Genomic DNA, 17,302 nt, shown 5'->3' with positions numbered 1-17,302 from the left:
CTCGTCCCCCCGCCCGGGGGCCCCCCCCCCCGGGGGGCGGCCCCCGCCGGGGCCCCCCCCCCCCGGGGGCCGCCCCCCCCGGGGGGCGCCCCGCCCCCGCCGGGCCGGGCGGTGACGGGCCGACCGGAGTCGCGCCGGTTCGGGCAGGGTCAGGCGGGTTCGGCCGCCGGGTCGATCACCACGATCGGGATCTCCCGGTCGGTCTTCGCCTGGTACTCGTCGTACGCGGGCCAGTGACCGACCATCAGCGGCCAGAAGGCGGTGCGCTCCTCGGGGGTCGCGGTGCGCGCGGTGCCCTGGAGCACCTGCGGGCCGACCTGGATCCGGACCCGGGGGTCGGCGGTCAGGTTGCGGTACCAGAGCGGTGCCTCGTCGGCGCCGCCCTTGGAGGCCACCAGCAGGTAGCGGCCGTCGGACTCGCCGTAGATCAGCGGGGTGCGCACCGGCCCGCCGGAGACCCGGCCGACGGTGGTGAGCAGCAGGGTCTGGGTGCCGCGCCAGTACTGGCCCTCGGCGCCGTCCGAGGCCACGTACTGCTTGACGTGGTCCAGCTGCCAGCTGCCTTCGCGCGGGTCCTTCGGGTGGTCCCAGTCGATGTCGCTCACGGTGTCTCCCGGTCGTGGTCGTTCGGCCTCGTGCGTCACGGTGGTCAACGAGCTCCCCCGAGGCTGGGCAACGCTCCCGGCCGCACCCGCATTCCGGTCAGCTCGGGCCGAGCAGCCGGATCTCGGCGGCGGAGGTCCACGGGCCGCGCCCGCCCGCCTCGCTCAGGGCCCGGAGCCGGACGTACCGGGCCGTCACCGGGGCGAAGTCGACCCGCTTGGTGCCCGCGTCGTCCGCCCAGCCGCCGGTGGCGACCGGCGCGCTCCAGGTGGCGTCGTCGGTGCTGGTGGAGACCTCGTACCGCCCGATCCGGCCGTTGGCGCCGCCGTCCTGCCGGGGTTGGTAGGTCAGGGCGCTGACGGAGCGTGGGGCGCCGAGGTCGAGGCGGATCTCGTGCGGCAGCGGGGCGGCGGTGCCGCTCCAGGCGGTGTGCCAGTGGGTGGCCGGCAGGCCGTCGACGGCGTTGGTGCCGCGTCCGTTCTCGGCGGCCGTCTCCTGGCTGTCGACGGACCGGACGGTCGCGGGCAGCGGGGCCGCCTCGGTCCGGATGCCGGGGTCGGAGAGGCCGTTCGCACCGGTCTCGACGTGGCCGGCCAGGCGGCGGACGAAGTCGGCCGAGGTGCTCGCGGTGACGGTGACGTCGTACCAGCGGCTGCCCGCGGTGAGGTCGAGGGCGAGGGTGACCGTGGCGCCGGTGGCCACCGGGACGGTGCGGGTGGTGCCGCCGTAGGCCTCGGTGAGCGTGAGCACGGTGGCCGGGCCCGCGTTGGTGCAGGTGAGGGCGAGCCGCCCGGTGGCGCCGTCGTGACGGGCCGTCACCTCGGGGCCGGCCGTTTTGCCGGGGTTGCGGAAGCGGCGCAGGAAGCCGTTCGGGCCGTGCACGGTGAGGTCGGCGACGCCGCCGAAGGCGGTGGCGTTCCAGCTGTCGGCGATCGACCGGCCGGCCTCGGTGGTGTAGGTCCACGGCCCGTCGGTCCGGTTCGGCGCGGTGACCAGGAACTGGCCGCCGGCGGCGGCGCCCGCGCTGAACGCCAGGGTGTACCGGCCGGCTGCGACGTCGGCCGAACCGTCCACGTACGGCGCGTACTTGAGCGGCCGGGTGGGCTTCGACCCCGGCTCCTGGCGGGGCACGGCGCCGGTGGCGGGCGGGGTGGGCACGTAGTCGGGGTGCCGGTTCCGGTCCTTGGGGACGTACCCGGCCACCGAGGGCAGGGTGGCGGGCGTGGTGCGGGAGGCGGTGAAGTCGAAGGCCGAGGTGAGGTCGCCGCAGACGGCCCGGCGCCAGGGCGAGATGTTGGGCTCGCCCACCCCGAAGCGCTTCTCGATGAAGCGGATCACCGAGGTGTGGTCGAAGGTCTCCGAGCAGGTGAAGCCGCCGGTGCTCCAGGGGGAGACCACGATCATCGGCACCCGCTGGCCGAGCCCGTACGGCCCGGCCGCGTTGGCGGCGTCGCCGGGGAAGTGGTCCAGCGTGGTGGGCACGGTGGACAGGCCCTGGGCGGCGCCGGACGGCGGGAAGGGCGGGACGACGTGGTCGAAGAAGCCGTCGTTCTCGTCGTAGGTGATGAACAGTGCGGTGCGGGCCCACACGTCCGGGTTGGAGGTGAGCGCGTCCAGGACCTGCGAGATGTACCAGGCGCCGTAGTTGGCGGGCCAGTTGGGGTGCTCGGAGAAGGCTTCGGGTGCGGCGATCCAGGAGACCTTGGGCAGCGTGCCGGCCTGCACGTCGGCGCGCAGCCGGTCGAAGTAGCCCTCGCCCGCCTTGGCGTTGGTGCCGGTGCGGGCCTTCTCGTACAGCGGGCTGCCGGGCTGGGCGTTGCGGTAGCTGGTGAAGTAGAGAAGCGAGTTGTCGCCGTAGTTGCCCCGGAAGGCGTCGTTGATCCAGCCCCAGGAGCCGGCCGCGTTCAGGCCGTCGCCGATGTCCTGGTAGACCTTCCAGGAGACTCCGGCGGCCTCAAGCCGCTCCGGGTAAGTGGTCCAGCCGTAGCCCGCCTCCTGATTGCCGAGTACCGGGCCGCCGCCGGTGCCGTCGTTGCCGGTGTGCCCGGTCCACAGGTAGTAGCGGTTCGGGTCGGTGGAGCCGATGAAGGAGCAGTGGTAGGCGTCGCAGACGGTGAAGGCGTCGGCGAGTGCGTAGTGGAACGGGATGTCCTGCCGGGTCAGGTGGGCCATCGTGGTGGCGGTCTTGGCCGGGATCCACTGGTCGTACCTGCCGCCGTTGAACGCCCGGTGGCCGCCGGCCCAGTCGTGGTTCAGGTCCTGGACGAACTGGAGTCCCAGATCGCTGACTTGGGGACGGAACGGCAGCACCTCCCGGCCCGCCGCGTCCTTCTGGTACCAGACCGGCTTCCCGCTCGGCAGGGTGACCGGGCGCGGGTCGCCGAAGCCCCGGACGCCCTTCATGGCGCCGAAGTAGTGGTCGAAGGACCGGTTCTCCTGCATCAGCACGACGATGTGCTCGACGTCCTGGATGGTGCCGGTGCTGCCCTGCGCGGGGATCGCGGCAGCCCGGCCGATGCTCTGTGCGAGGGCGGTGAACGCGACGGTGGCGCCGGTGAGTTGGAGGAAGCGGCGGCGGCTCGGATCTGTCATGGCGGGGGACGACCTCCGGTCATCGCGTGATTGATGTTGCGCGGATGGGGTGGCTATCAATCAGCTCCGAGCAAAAATGACAGTGGACAGCCGAGCCGTCAAGAGTCGCGACGGGAAACCCGCCTGCTGGGCCGGTTGTCCTTGACGCCGTCCTGTGGCCCCTGCCAGATTGTCGGACCGTGTTCGTGGTTGATCGAAACTGTTCGAAACAAGGTCGCATCCGTCGAAAGGAATCACCATGGACGACCAGTGCTCCGCCCTGCCCGCTGACGGGCCGTCACGGCGCGGTCTGCTCCGGGCCGGTCTCTCGCTCGGCGCGGCCCTCGCCCTGGGGGCGCTGCCGGAGTTCACCCCGCGCGCGGTCGCCGGGCCGCGCCCACCCCTCGCGCCGGTCCCCGAGGGGCAGGCCACCGTCCTCCGGTACACCGGGCCGGCCTCGGAGTCGGCGATCCTGGAGCAGGGGCTGCCGGTCGGCAACGGCCGGCTCGGCGCGCTGACCACCGGTGGCGCCGTCCGCGACGCCTACCACCTGACCGACGCCACCCTGTGGACCGGCGGCCCGAACGCCGTACTCGGCGCCGACGGTCAATTCCCCTACGGGGCGAACGACTTCGGGTCCTTCGGGCAGCTCGCCCGGGTCTACCTCGACCTGCCCGCCCCCACCTCGGCGGCCGTCACCGACCACCAGCGCCGGCTCGACCTCTCGAACGGTCTGGCCGTCACCACCTACCGTGCCGACGGCGTGGAGTACCGGCGCGAGGTGTTCGCCAGCCACCCCGACGACCTGCTGGTCATCCGGCTGAGCCGGACCGGCGGCGGCACGCACAGCGGAAGCCTCACGCTCACCGGCACCCGGGGCGAGAGCGTCACCGCCGACCCGGCCGGCGCCTCGGTCTCCTTCTCCGCCGCGCTGGCGAACGGGCTGCGGTACGCCACCGTGCTCAAGGCGGTGGCCACCGGTGGCGGCAGCGTCTCCGCCACCGGGGCCAAGGTCACCTTCACCGACTGCCCCGAGGTGCTCCTGCTGATCGGTGGCGGCACCGACTACTCGGCCACCGCCGCCGGTCACCGTGACCCGGCGCGCGACCCGCTGGCCCTGGCCCGGGCCGGCGTCGCCGCGGCCGCCGCCGTCCCCGGCCCGGCCCTGCTGGCCACCCACCTCGCCGACTTCCAGCGCCTCCAGCAGGCCATGACGGTGGACCTCGGCCCCTCCACCGCCGCCCAGCGGGCCCTGCCCACCCCCGACCGGCTGGCCGCCCGGGCCGCCGCCGGGGCCGCTCCGGACCCCGAACTCGAGGCCGCCTACCTGCAGTTCGGCCGCTACCTGGCGATCAGCGGTTCGCGCTCCAGCCTGCCGATCAACCTCCAGGGCCTCTGGGTCGACCGCAACGACCCGGACTGGATGGCCGACTACCACACCGACATCAACGTCCAGATGAACTACTGGCTGCCCGACCGGGCCGGCCTCCCCGGGTGCTTCGACGCCTTCGCCGACTACTGCGTCAGCCAGTACCCCGGCTGGCGGAGCGCCACCCTCGCGCTCTTCCAGGACCCGCGCAACGGCTTCCGCAACACCTCCGGCAAGGTGGCCGGCTGGACCACCGCGATCTCCACCAACGTCTGGGGAGGCAACGGCTGGTGGTGGAGCCCGACCGGCAGCGCCTGGCTCTGCAACTCGCTCTACGAGCACTACGAGTTCACCCTCGACGCGGCCTACCTGGCCAAGGTCTACCCACTGCTCAAGGGCGCCTGCGAGTTCTGGCAGGCCCGGCTGGTGACCGTCCCCGACCCCGGTACCGGCCGCCCGGTGCTGGTCGACGACCACGACTGGTCCGCCGAGCACGGGCCGACCGACGCCCGGGGCATCACCTACGCCCAGGAGCTGGTCTGGCAGCTGTTCCGCAACTACCGGACGGCCGCCGCAGCGCTCGGCCGGGACGCCGCCTTCGCCACCACCGTCGCCGACCTCCAGGCCCGGCTGTACCTGCCCCGGGTGAGCGCGACCACCGGGTGGCTCCAGGAGTGGATGACGGACGCCAACCTCGGCGAGACGACGCACCGTCACCTCTCGCCGCTGGTCGGCCTGTTCCCCGGCGACCGGATCGACCCGGACACCTCCCCGACCGACCTGCTGGCCGGCGCCACCAAGCTGCTCACGGCGCGCGGCATGCAGAGCTACGGCTGGGCCACCGCCTGGCGCGCGCTCTGCTGGGCCCGGCTCCACGATGCCGAGCGGGCCTACCAGCTGGTGACCACGGTGCTGAAGCCCTCGGTCGGCTTCTCCAACGGCACCGGCGCCAACCTGTTCGACATGTACGGCTTCGGGAACCGCTCCACCTTCCAGATCGACGCCAACCTCGGCACCCCGGCCGCGATGATCGAGATGCTGGTGCACTCCCGGCCGGGCCTGGTCGAGCTGCTCCCCGCCCTTCCGAACGCCTGGGCCGCCACCGGCTCGGTCACCGGGGTCGGCATCCGGGGCGGCTTCACCGCCGACTTCGCCTGGCGCGCCGGCCAGGTCACCACCGTCACCCTGCGCAGCACCGGCGGCACCGCCACCACGGTCCGGGTGGGCGCCTGGAGCCGCGCCGTCACCCTCGCCCCCGGCGGGTCGGTCACCCTGACCCCCGATCCGCTGGCCGTCCCGCCGGTGTTCCGCCTGGTCAACCGGGCCAGTGGCAGGGCGGCCGAGGTGTCCGGCGCGGCCGGTGCCGCCCTGGTCCAGCGCACCCCGGGCCAGAGCGCCGCGCAGCAGTGGCGGGCCGTCCCGATCGGCGGCGGCGCCTGGCAGTTGACCAACCTCGGCACCGGCCTGGCCGCCGACGTCTCCGGTGGCGGCAGCGCGCCCGGCACTCCGGTGGTCCAGTGGACCCCGACGCTGGCCACCAACCAGCAGTGGCGCCTGGTCGACGCGGGCGGCGGCCACGTCAAGGTGGTCAACGTCCGCAGCGGCCTGCCGCTCGGCGTGGCCGGCGGCTCCACCGCCGACGGCGCGGTGCTCCAGCAGCAGACCGACACCGGCAGCACCGGGCAGCACTGGCAGCTCGTCCGGAGCTGAGTGACCGTCACCGTCGCACCGGAAACCGGTTGTTGAGAATCGGGGATGAGGGAGGGCTGTCCAAGGAGTTCCAGGAAGAATCATCGAGTCAACCGGTTGATTGGATCCCGGCGTGCCCTTAGGGTCGGCGGTGCGTCACCAGGCCGGGTCCAGCGGATTGCATCCGCGTGAACGCGAGGTCATACCCGGGTGTCCCTCGCCTGCCGTCCGTGCGGTGGGCGACTCCTTCGCAAGGCGTCTGCACGTCCGAGAGCCGAGGAAGAGACCTGATGAATCGCCATGCCAGCGGTACGCACCGCCGGCCCCCCACCGTGTTCGCGCTCCTGCTCACCCTCGCGCTGACCGCCCTGGCCCTGGCCGGGGTGGTCGGCGCACGCACGGCGGAGGCGGCCGAGACCGCCTCCGGCCCGATCGTCGGCCTGGCGGGCAAGTGCCTCGCCCCGACCGGGAGCAACAGCCCTGCCGTGATCAAGGACTGCGACGGCAGCACCGGACAGTCCTGGTCGGTGCAGGACGACAAGACCCTGCGCAGCGGCGGCCAGTGCCTGGACGTCAACTCCGGCGGGACCACGCCCGGCCTGCGGGTGTGGCTCTGGTCGTGCAACGGCTCGGGCGCCCAGGAGTGGGTGCCCGGCGCCGACGGCAGACTGGTCAACACCCGATCGAACCTGTGCCTGGACGTGGTCGGTGGTGCGACCACGAGCGGCACTCCGCTCCAGATCCAGACCTGCGACGGCTCCGCCCGGCAGGCGTGGACGCTGCCGACCGGCGGCGGACCGGTGGACCCCGGCACCCCGGGCGACGTGACGCAGGGCGTACTGACCGGGAACGGCAACAAGTGCCTGACCGCCACCACCGGCCCTGCCACGATCACCGGTTGCGACCGTGGGCCGGCCCAGATCTGGGCCGTCCCGGGGGACCGGACCCTGCGCAACGCGGGCAAGTGCCTGGAGGTGACCGGCGGCGGCACCGCCTCGGGCACCCGGGTGCGGACGGGCGTCTGCAACGGCTCGGGCGGCCAGGTGTGGGAACCCGGAGTGAGCAAGCGGCTGTTCAACCCGCAGTCCGGCAAGTGCCTGGACGTCGTGGGCGCGGGTACGGCGGACGGCACGCAGGTGCAGATCTACACCTGCAACGGCACCTATGCGCAGGAGTGGACGCTGCCGGTCGGCAATGACCCGGGTGAGCCCGGCAGCGGGGGCAACGGCGGGCCGCTGGGCGTCGACGCGATCGCCGACCCGGCCTCCACCGCCGGTGTGGCCACCGGCTTCCGGCCCACCGCCTCGGGCGGCAACGGCCAGTACCAGTGGTCGGCCACCGGCCTGCCGGCCGGCATCGCGATGAACTACGTCAACGGCACCACGATGGGCACCCCGCAGCGGACCGGCGCCTTCGCCGTGGTCTACACGGTCACCGACGCGAACGGCGCGACCGCCTCGAAGTCCTTCACCTGGACCGTCAACGCCGCTGTCACCGCCGCGAGTCACTTCCTGGACTGCAACGCCGCGACCAACGGCACCGGCACCCAGGCGTCCCCGTGGAACTCGCTCGCCACCGCCAACTCCCGTACCTACCAGCCCGGTGAGAGCCTGCTGCTGAAGAAGGGCAGCACCTGCACCGGCCAGCTCGCCCCGAAGGGCAACGGCACCGCCACCGCCCCGATCACCCTCGGCGCGTACGGCACCGGGAGTGCCAAGCCCCGCGTCAACGGGAACGGCATCGCCAACGCCGACCCGGACTTCAAGGTCAGCGACGCCACCGTGAAGCTCACCAACCAGAGCTACTGGATCATCGAGAACCTGGAGGTCACCAACGACGCCGCGACCGAGGCGCTGCGCTCGGGCATCAACGCGTACTTCACCGACGACCGCCAGTACGCCGGCATCACCATCCGCAACAACGACGTCCACGACGTCAAGGGCTGGAGCAACCGCGACGAGGGCGGCGCCAACAGCCTGCACAAGTTCTACCTCTCGCACGGCATCGGGGTGGACACCCCGTCACCGACCGGCGGCCTGGTCAAGGGCGTCACCATCGCCGACAACTACGTCCACGAGGTGCGCGGCGTCGGCATCGGGATGTACGGCGACCAGCGGGACGGCCTGAACGCCAAGGAGGCCCGCAACCAGAACGTCCACGTGGTCGGGAACACCGTCCGGAACACCTCCCACGACGGCATCGTGATCTGCGCGGCCGACTCCCCGCTCACCGAGTACAACACCGCCGACCAGCTCGGCTGGAACTGGACCCAGGGCGTCTACGCGGGCATCTGGACCTGGGGGACGACCAACCCGACCTTCCAGTACAACGAGGTCTCCAACATCCAGCACATGACCTGGGACAGCCTGGCCTGGGACTGCGACGGCTACGTCCGGGGCACCTGCACCTACCAGTACAACTACGACCACGACAACGTCAACGGCATCCTGCTGACCTGCCCCGGCTGCCTCGGCCCCGAGGCGACCAAGGTCGTCTACCGGTACAACCTCTCGGTCAACGACTGCCGCCTGCACAACGCCACCGGCAACATGGCGTCCTTCGCCTTCTACGGCAACACCATCGACTGCCGGAACAAGAACTGGGACTTCTCCGAGGTCCCGAACTTCACCAGGTTCTCCAACAACGTCTTCCTCGGGAAGGCCGGCTCCTCCCTGCCCAACGGCCCGTCCTACAACGGCAACACCTACGTCGGCTTCACCCCGCCGGCCTCCGACCCGAAGGCGTCGACCCTCGACCCGAAGTACGTCTCCCTCCCGTCCGCGCCCTCCTACGGCATCAACACCCTGGGCCACTACCAACTGCTGCTCGGCTCCCCGGCGTTGGGCACCGGCGCCACGGTGCCCGGCAACTGGGGCACCGACCTCTGGGGCAACCTCCTCAACACCGCCACCCCCAACCGGGGCGTCTACGGCGGCGCCGGCCTGGCACCGACCCGCACCGAGGACACCGGCGCCGCGTACTCCGGCGCCTGGTCCACCACGGGCTGCGGCGGCTGCTCCGGCGGGAGCGCCCGCACCAGCACCACGGCCGGTGCCACCGCCACCTTCACCTTCACCGGCCGGACCCTCTCGCTCTACGGGATCCAGACCGGCACCGGCGGCATCGCCACCGTCTCCGTCGACGGCGGCGCCCCCGTCGAGGTCAACACCTACACCCCGGCCGGCACCGCCAACGGACAGATCGTCTGGACCGGCCCCCAACTGGCCGCCGGCACCCAAACGGTGACCGTCACCAACACCGGCACCGCCGACCCCCGCTCGACCGGCACCGCGGTCAGCCTCGACAGCTGGACCGTCAGCGGCTGAACACCCGTGCGCCGAGGATGACCTGACCGACCCTCGGCACCACCCGGTCCGTCCCGGCTCCCCCCGGGGCGGACCGGCCCCGTTCCGGACCTGCCGGGGATCGGGGGAGTTCAGAACAGGTCGGCCAGCCGCCGAGCGATCGTCCAGGCGTCGGAGACCGGACACGCGGCCAGCTCGGGGTCCTGCTCGACGGCCAGCCGGGCGAGGCCCAGGTCGGCGTAGAAGTCGACCCGGTCGCAGAAGACCTCGCGGATGTCCGCGCCGGTGGCGGGCGCCAGGGTGACCGCGGCGGTAGTGGGCACGAGGTCGCGGACGCCGTCCGGGGTGACGGTGAGAGTGACGGGTGCCCCGGTGGCGGCGCAGCGCGAAGTGACGGCGCTGGACGGCTCCTTCAGGACCAGCGGGAACATCAGCACGTCCATCGCGCACCACCCGTAGCGGGTAAGGCCGTTCAGCCGCATGGTGTGCGGGCGCCGGTCGTCGAGCGAGACCCCGGCGCCGGTGATCCGACCCCGCCCGTCCGTCTCCAGCGCAAAGTCCATCGCCCGGAAGCGGTCGAGCACCTGTCCGGGCGGCCAGCCCAGCAGGCGGCCCGCCTCGGCGGTGGTGAGCGGGCCGTGCTCCAGCAGGCCGCCGACCACGGCGGCGCCCGCCGCCATCAGTTCGACGCCCTTCGGGGAGGTCCACTTGGCGACCAGCTGATCGGACAACTGCTGGACTCGGTCGTGCGGCATGGCGGTTCCGTCCCCGGGTGCGGTGTGTCCGCCAGGCTACGACCGGCCCGGCGGCCGGCCCGGCGGGCCACGCCGGGGCGGGGCGTGCGGTGACCGAACGGCCGACGGCCACCCCGGGGAGTCGGGGGTGGCCGTCGGTGGGACGGGCCGGCACCCACATGCCGGCCCGGGTTCAGGGGCGGGTCAGGAGATGGTCCACTGCTGGAGCGCCGAGCCGGTGTCGGGCTGCTGGGTGACCAGGGCGCCGTTGGCGGTGGAGGCGGTGGTGAGCAGCAGGCCGCTGTGCACCGAGCGGACGGTGTAGCTGCCGTTGGCCAGGCGGTTGACGTTCCAGCGCTGGTTGGCCGAGCCGGTGGTGCAGGTCCACTGGATGATCTTGCCGCCGGCCGTGGTGGAGGAGTCGCTGACGTCCAGGCACATGTTCGACTTGCCGTTGGTCAGGGTGTAGGAGCCGTCCGACTGGCGGGCGAAGGTCCACTGCTGGTTGCTGCCGGTGCCGAGCGTCCAGGTGATCATCTGGGTGCCGGCCGTGGTGGAGTGGTCCGGGTCGTCCAGCGCCTTGCCCCCGGTCGAGAGCGTGTGGGCGCCGGTGAACAGCGGGTTGACCGTCCAGCCGAAGGTGGTCTGCGAACTGGCCGTCCCGGACGAGGCGGTGACGGTGACCGAGGAGCTGCCGCCGGCGGTCGGCGTGCCGGAGATCAGACCCGAGGCGCTGATGGTGAGTCCGGCGGGCAGCCCGGTGGCGGTGAAGGTGAGCGGCTTCTGCAGGCTGTCGGTGGCCGAGAGCTGGAGCGAGACGGCCGAGTTGACGGTGGAGGACTGGTTGCCGGGCGAGTTGAGCACCACCGACTCCGGCGCGGTGCCGGTGGCGGTCAGGGTGAGGGTCTGCTCGGCGGAGGTGCGGCCGTTGCCCACCGCGCTGCCGCTCGCATCGGTCCAGGTGCGGCCGGGCGTGGTCTCGGCGAGCCGCCCGGAGGTGGCGGAGAGGCCGATGGCCAGGCCGCTGTAGCGGTTGACGATCCGGAAGGTGCCGGGGGCCGAGGTGTTGGCGAGCACCCACCACTGCTGGCCGACGGCCGCGGTGCCGCCGGCGGCGGCCGTCACGGTCGGCTTGGCGCCCCAGGCGCGGCCGGAGTTGGCGGTGGCGTCGACGCCGAGCAGCTGGCCGGTGGAGGCGTTGGCGATCCGGTAGGAGCCGTCGCCGACGGCCTGGAAGTTCCAGCCCTCCAGCGCTGCGCCGGTCCCGGTGGCCACCGAGGTGGTGGTGGAACCGCCGGAGACCTGGGCCAGCACCCGGCCGCCGCCGTTCGCGATCTTGTAGGTCTTGCTCAGGTCGACCGGCGCGGCGGCCGGGGTCGAGCCGCCGACCGAGAGGTTGACGTACTCGCCGGAGCGCCCGCCGGAGCAGCCGAAGGAGCAGTAGGTGCGGAAGTCCTTGCCGACGATCGCCGAGCTGGTGCGGTTGGCACCGTCCAGGAACCAGCGGTACCAGGAGGCGGTGTGGTAGCTGCCGGTGTCACCGAGCTTGAACCACTTCTGGGTCGCCAGGTCGGCGGTGGCGTAGATCTCCTGCGGCGCGTTGCCGCTCTGGTCGACGGCCTGCGGCTGGCCGATGTACAGGCCCAGGTAGGCGTTCCAGGTGACGTCCATGACGAACAGCGGCGAGGTGGCGGGCATCTTGCCGGCCGCGATCTGCTGCGCGGAGGTGCCGGTGTTGGCCGGGTCGTACTCGCCCGCGACCGGGGTGTACCCGGTGGTGTTGGTGCCGCCGACGGGCACCATGTTGCTCTCCTTGCCGCCCTTGCCGGGCTGGGACCAGGAGCCGTCGTACCACTTCTGCCAGGTGTTCGGCGCCATCTTGCCGGAGATCGGCGCGCGGGCCACGTGCTCGTAGAACGCCTTCCAACCACCGGACTTGTCGACGATCCGGGAGCCGTAGAAGACGTAGAAGTAGCCGGAGACGGTGTCCACCAGCAGGCGCTGGTCGCCGTCGCCGTAGGAGTAGGTCTGGTTCGGGAAGCCGGTGGTGTCGCCGCGCGTGGTGCTGAACGGCGAGGTGATGACGTGGTCCTTGATCTTCCAGGTCTTGCCCTGGTCGGTGGAGACCGCGTAGTCGATCGCGTCGTAGTGCAGGCCGTCGCCGAACGGCTGCGGGGTGAACTCGTTGTGCACCAGCCCGTACCAGTCACCGGTGTCCGGGTCGACCCAGACGCCCGCCAGGTCGCAGTAGTTGCGGTGGGCGTAACTGGCGCTGCCCGTGGCGGCGGTGGCCTCCAGGCCGGTCGGGCTGTTGTTGCAGCGCCAGGTGGTGTCGTTGTTCTTGTCGTTGGCGTTGGCCGGGTTCACGTAGTTGGAGACGGTGGCGTTCCGGGTCGCGGTGTCCAGGTCGGTGCCGGAGAAGAAGTCCCAGTAGCGCGGGTCGGTCGAGCCGTAGAGCGCGGCGGACTGCTGGTACCAGAAGGTCCCGTCCTTGTCGATGTACGGCGCCGCCGGGGTGTCGGTCGGGTGGGTCCAGGAGCCGAGCGCGCCGACGCTGATGCTGTAGCTGGGGGCGAGGTCCTCGGCCGAGGCGGGGGTCGGGCTCGCCAGCACGGGGGCGGCGATGGCCAGGACGGTGGCGAGCAGGGCGCCGCCGGTCCTTCGGGCGGGAGTAGGCATGGGGGTACTCCTCGGGGGTGATGGTGGGGGGAGTGAGGGTGGACGGGGGTGTGAGGGTGGGTGGTGCGGAGGCCGAACCGGCCTCCGGGGTATGGGAGTTCAGTCCTCCGACATGCGGAAGTCGTAGTCCGGCGGCACCGGCTGCCCCGGATGGACGGCGAGCCACAGGGTGTCCAGTGACACCTCGCCCTCGCGCAGGTTGTCGACCCGGACGCCCTCGGCCAGCAGCCGACGGACCCGGTCGTGGTCGCCGGTCGCGAGTGCGGCGCGGGCCTCGGCGAGCCTGATCCGGCCGTGGGCGCGGACGGGCCCGGGCAGCGCCTCGACCAGGGCCAGCGCCTCGGTCGGGCGGTCGGCCGCCAGCAGCGCGTCGAGCGTCTCGACGGTCAACGCCCGCTCCCCGGGCCGGAGTCGGTGTGCCTCGGCGAGCAGGTCGGCGGCCCGCTCCGGCCGGTCGGCGAGGAAGGCCAGGGCGCGCAGCGCCCACGGGGTGCGGCGGTCGGCCAGCGAGCGCTCGAAGGCCGAGCGGGCCGGGCCGCTCTCACCGTCGGCCAGCCGGATCAGGCCCAGCTGGTAGAGGGCGTGCCAGTCGTCCGCGCCGTGCTCCAGCAGTGCGCGCCAGCGGTCGCCGGTGACCGGTGCGGCCGGTGGCTCGCTCTCCGGTAGCCGTCCGGTGGTCAACAGCCGCTGCCAGGGCAGCTGTTCGGGGCCCGGGGCGCCGAACGGGAGCAGCGGGGAGGCCGGGAGCCGGCCCGCCGCGATCTCCAGCGCGGCCCAGCTCTGACCCTCGGTCAGCATCTCCTCCGGGGCGCCGAACCGGGCGGCCTCGGCCTCGGCGGCGTCGAGCCCTTCGGCCGGCAGCAGGCGGTCCAAGGCCTGGTCGGCGGCGGTCCGGGCGAGGTCCCAACTCCCGTGCGCCGCTGCCGGATCGACCTCCAGGAGGCCGTACGCCTCGGTCCAGGTCCAGGTGGCGCCGGGCGGCATCGGCAGGTGCTCCAGCTGGGTCCGGGCCAGCCCGGCCTGGATCTCCAGGTAGCGCCGACCGGGGCCGGAGAGCCACTCCTGCCAGTGCCGACCGCCCGGCGCGGTGCCCCAGCGGAAGACCTTGCGACCGCGCAGCCGAGCGGTGGAGCACTGGACCAGGCCGGTGCCGTCGGCGTCCAGCGCGGTGATCCAGCGGCGCCCGTCCGGAGGGAGGTCGAGGAAGTGGTCGGCAGCGTCGCGCGCCCGGCCCGGGTAGCTGTGGTCGGCGCCGTCCTGGTGCGGGAAGGGGAGGCGGCGCAGCTCGCTGCGGTAGTCGAAGTGGAAGGCGTGGTCGGCCGGGCCGATCACCCGGGTGCCGGGAGTCTCGGGGACGGCGATGTTCGACCACCAGTAGACCGGGGTCTCCCGCCCCGACGGGTTGTGCACCTCGACGTGGACGTACAGCACGGGAGAGCCGGCCGGCAGCCAGGTGTCGATCCGCAGCACCAGCCGGCGCAGCCGCTCGAAGGCGAACATCCGGAGCACCGGCGTGCCGTCCGGTGCGGTCAGCCGGGCGGCGTGCAGCGGCTCGCAGGTGAGCGGCCAGTGCCCGGTGGTGCCGAGGTTCCACTCCACGCCGCCGGCCATCCAGGCGTCCCTCAGGGCGAGGTTGGCGGGCTGGAGGACGGGGTTGCGGTGCAGCAGCTCCCGCCCGGTCGGGCGGTGCACCAGGGACCAGAGCCGTCCGCCGAGGCCCGGCAGGAAGGTGGCGGTGAGCAGGTCGTTCTCCAGCACCACGGCGGGGAGCCGACGCTCGGACCGGTCGCGGGAGTAGCCGTCCTGGCGGGTGTAGGGCAGCAGCGAGTGCGGCCGGCCGTACGCCAGGCCCCGGCGCATCTCCTCGTCCGGCCCGGCGCCGTGCGGGGCGTCCGCCGGGTCGGCGGACGCACCGGCCGGGATGCCGTGCAGGATCGGCAGGCTGCCGGCCGGGTCGGCGGCGCCCTCGATCCGGAGCGGCTCGGTGCGCAGGGTGGCGGCGGGAAGCGGGGTGATGGGCACGGCGGCGGTCCGTCCTCTCGGAGCACGGCGAGGAGATTGCGAGGACCGTAAGACCATTTTGACCGGTAAAACAAGAGCCGCTGCAGAAATTGCCGAAACCGGGCAGAGGGGGCATGTCGCAGCGTCAGGTGCTGGACGGCCGATGGCCCTTGACCCGGCCGTTGGGCTGGCCGTACCGTCGAAGCCATTGGCTTGACCGGTAAAATTCAGGGAGCTCCCGTGCCGACGATGCAGGACGTGGCCGACCGTGCGGGCGTGACCAAGCAGACGGTCTCCAACGTGATCAGCGGCCGGGTCCCCGTACGCCCCGAGACGGCCGCCCGGGTGCGCGCCGCGATCGACGCGCTCGGCTACACCCCCAACCTGGTGGCCCGGTCCCTGGCCACCGGCAGCACTCGGACGGTCGGCCTGCTGGTACCGACCGTGGGTGGTGCCTTCTACGCCGAGATGGTCGAGGCCGTCGAGGACGTGGTCGAGGAGCACGGCTACCACCTGCTGCTCGCCACCACCCGGCTGGACGGCGAGCGGGCCCGCCGCCACCTGGCCAGTCTCACCAGCCGCTCGGTCGACGCGCTGCTGATCGCCGGGGACCGCGATCTGATGGCCCATCTGCCGCTGCTCGCCGAGGCCCGCTTCCCGGTCGCGCTCTGCGCCTGGGAGACGGCGGTGCCGGACGACTTCCCGGTCGTCACGGTCGACTACGAGCACGCGGGCTACCTGGCCGGGCGCCACCTGCGCGAGCTCGGGCACGAACGGGTCGCCGTCCTGGAGAGCCCCGACCACGGCTCCCGGCTGGCCGGCTTCCGCCGCGCCTTCGCCGCCGACGGCCTGACCGTCCCCGACCACGCCGTGCACCGGGCGGCCGAGCCGACCGTCGCGGGCGGGGTGGACGCGGCGCGGGCGGCGTTCGCCGCCGATCCGGAGCTGACCGCCGTCTTCGCCACCCACGACGTGCTGGCGCTCGGGGCCCTCGACGCCGCCAAGGCCACCGGCCGCTCGGTGCCGGGTGACCTCTCGGTCATCGGCCACGACGACAACCCGGAGGTGCGGCTGACCCGGCCGCCGCTCACCAGTGTGGCGCTGCCGATGCGGGAGATGGCCCGGCAGGCGGTGGATCTGCTACTGCGCGCGGTGGCCCGCTCGGGGCCGGTGGTCAACTCGCTGCACCTGCTGCGCCCGGAGCTGGTGGTCCGGGAGAGCACCGCCCCGCCGCGCTCCGCCTGACGGCGGGTCAGGGGTGGGCCGTCGGCGGGGTGACGAGCGCGACCGCGATGGCTGTGGTGAGCACGATGGTCGCGAAGAGGGTGCTGTCGCGCCTGATAGTGGCTCGGGGGAGGGGCTGCGGCGAGGCGGGCCGGATCGGTTGAGTCGAGAGTGCTTCAGCGCTTGGAACGGCGGCGGGCCCGCACCTGGACGCCGACCGCGACCGCTGCGGCTGTGCTGAGGTAAGCGCGATGGTCGTGTGGAGTGCCCGGTGGCAGGGGGCAGGGTGGAGGCCGGGAGTGCACCGCCCCGCCGCGCTCCGCCTGACGGATGGTCGGGAGCGCTGCGGGGCTCGGGCCACGGCTCAGCGCTTGGCGCGGCGTCGGCGTGCCAGGACCGGGGCGCCGACCGCCACCGCCACGGCGGCTGCTGCGGCGAGGGCGATGGCGGCGTAGAGGGTGCCGTGGTCCGGGGCGTCGGCCGGTGCGGCCACGGCGGACGTCGCGGCCGTGGTGGCCGGCTCGGGGGTACCGGTCGGGCTGGTCGGCGTGGTCGGTGCAGGCGAGGCCGCCGTGGGTGTGGCCGGGGCGGGCGCCGGGGTGCTCGGTGCGGTGCCGGGGACCGCCGTCACGTCGAGCTCCGCCTCGCCCCGTCCCAGCGCCGGGAAGCCGGACTCCACCACCACCGTCCAGTGCCCGGGCGGCAGTTGGCGCGCGGTGGTGTAGACGCCGGGCGGCCCGGCGACCGCGACCAGCGGCCACGGGCCGACGGCGCGGCCGTCCGTGCTGGTGGCGTTGACGGCACCGGCGATCTTCTCGTCCACCGGGTCGTGGTCGTTCTGCCAGGTGGCCGTCAGGGTGAGGTGGCCGTCGACCAGGGCGGTGACGCCGAAGGCGATGGTGTCGCCGTGGGCGGCGGCCGGCCCGACCGTGCCGAGGGTGGCCAGGGCGGTGGCGGCGAGGGCGGTGGCGAGGGTACGGGGACGCACGGGGAGCTCCTGGGAGGGGTGGGCGGGGGAGCGGCCGGGGGGGGGGGTGGGGGGGGGGCCGCCCCCACCCCCCCCCCCGGGGGGGGCGGGGCGCCGCAGGCGGCCGGGCTGGACAACGAAAGGTAGACCAACACCAAGA

Annotated in this window: 9 protein-coding genes and 1 pseudogene; 3 read left to right on the top strand and 7 right to left on the bottom strand. The window is 73.3% G+C overall.

The features are described from left to right. Positions 1-149: 149 nt before the first annotated feature. From ACIRBX_RS36305 to ACIRBX_RS36295, 3 genes and pseudogenes are all read right to left on the bottom strand, one after another. A complete protein-coding gene (locus ACIRBX_RS36305; RefSeq protein WP_402304212.1) occupies positions 150-605 on the bottom strand; it encodes a nitroreductase family deazaflavin-dependent oxidoreductase in 456 nt (151 codons plus the stop codon). A gap of 97 nt (positions 606-702) precedes the next feature. Continuing rightward, the gene (locus tag ACIRBX_RS36300; RefSeq protein WP_402304427.1) at positions 703-1,131 is read right to left on the bottom strand and encodes a discoidin domain-containing protein; all 429 of its coding nucleotides are present in this window, start codon (positions 1,129-1,131) and stop codon (positions 703-705) included. Positions 1,132-1,143: 12 nt separating this feature from the next. Beyond that, positions 1,144-3,195: pseudogene (locus tag ACIRBX_RS36295) on the bottom strand (phosphocholine-specific phospholipase C); the annotation flags it as partial. A gap of 238 nt (positions 3,196-3,433) precedes the next feature. Between ACIRBX_RS36295 and ACIRBX_RS36290 the strand changes: the two are divergent. Both ACIRBX_RS36290 and ACIRBX_RS36285 read left to right on the top strand, forming a co-directional pair. Continuing rightward, positions 3,434-6,253 carry a glycosyl hydrolase family 95 catalytic domain-containing protein gene (locus ACIRBX_RS36290; protein WP_402304209.1) on the top strand — a complete coding sequence of 940 codons (2,820 nt, stop codon included), beginning with the start codon at positions 3,434-3,436 and terminating at the stop codon, positions 6,251-6,253. Between the two features lie 269 nt (positions 6,254-6,522). Next, positions 6,523-9,558 (top strand): ricin-type beta-trefoil lectin domain protein, encoded by a 3,036-nt coding sequence (locus ACIRBX_RS36285; protein ID WP_402304206.1) that lies wholly within the window; start codon positions 6,523-6,525, stop codon positions 9,556-9,558. Between the two features lie 110 nt (positions 9,559-9,668). Here the strand turns inward: ACIRBX_RS36285 and merB are convergent, their stop codons facing one another. The 3 genes from merB to ACIRBX_RS36270 form a co-directional block, all read right to left on the bottom strand. After that, the gene (merB, locus tag ACIRBX_RS36280; protein WP_402304204.1) at positions 9,669-10,292 is read right to left on the bottom strand and encodes an organomercurial lyase; all 624 of its coding nucleotides are present in this window, start codon (positions 10,290-10,292) and stop codon (positions 9,669-9,671) included. A 183-nt stretch (positions 10,293-10,475) separates the two neighbouring features. Continuing rightward, positions 10,476-12,950 (bottom strand): RICIN domain-containing protein, encoded by a 2,475-nt coding sequence (locus tag ACIRBX_RS36275; RefSeq protein ID WP_402304201.1) that lies wholly within the window; start codon positions 12,948-12,950, stop codon positions 10,476-10,478. Positions 12,951-13,049: 99 nt separating this feature from the next. Then, on the bottom strand, positions 13,050-14,972 hold the full coding sequence (locus tag ACIRBX_RS36270) for a DUF5107 domain-containing protein (RefSeq protein ID WP_402304198.1): 1,923 nt from the start codon (positions 14,970-14,972) through the stop codon (positions 13,050-13,052). A 228-nt stretch (positions 14,973-15,200) separates the two neighbouring features. Here ACIRBX_RS36270 and ACIRBX_RS36265 point away from each other — a divergent pair, with 228 nt between their 5' ends. Next, positions 15,201-16,196, top strand: coding sequence for a LacI family DNA-binding transcriptional regulator (locus ACIRBX_RS36265; RefSeq protein ID WP_402304424.1), 996 nt, complete (start codon positions 15,201-15,203; stop codon positions 16,194-16,196). Positions 16,197-16,539: 343 nt separating this feature from the next. Here the strand turns inward: ACIRBX_RS36265 and ACIRBX_RS36260 are convergent, their stop codons facing one another. Beyond that, on the bottom strand, positions 16,540-17,163 hold the full coding sequence (locus ACIRBX_RS36260; RefSeq protein ID WP_402304196.1) for a hypothetical protein: 624 nt from the start codon (positions 17,161-17,163) through the stop codon (positions 16,540-16,542). Between the last annotated feature and the right edge of the window lie 139 nt (positions 17,164-17,302).

The organism is Kitasatospora sp. NPDC096147 (genome assembly GCF_044763225.1).
In the GTDB taxonomy this organism is placed as follows: Bacteria; Actinomycetota; Actinomycetes; order Streptomycetales; family Streptomycetaceae; genus Kitasatospora.
The sequence above is the reverse complement of the archived record's forward strand: the minus strand, read 5'-3'. Positions and strand labels throughout refer to the sequence as shown.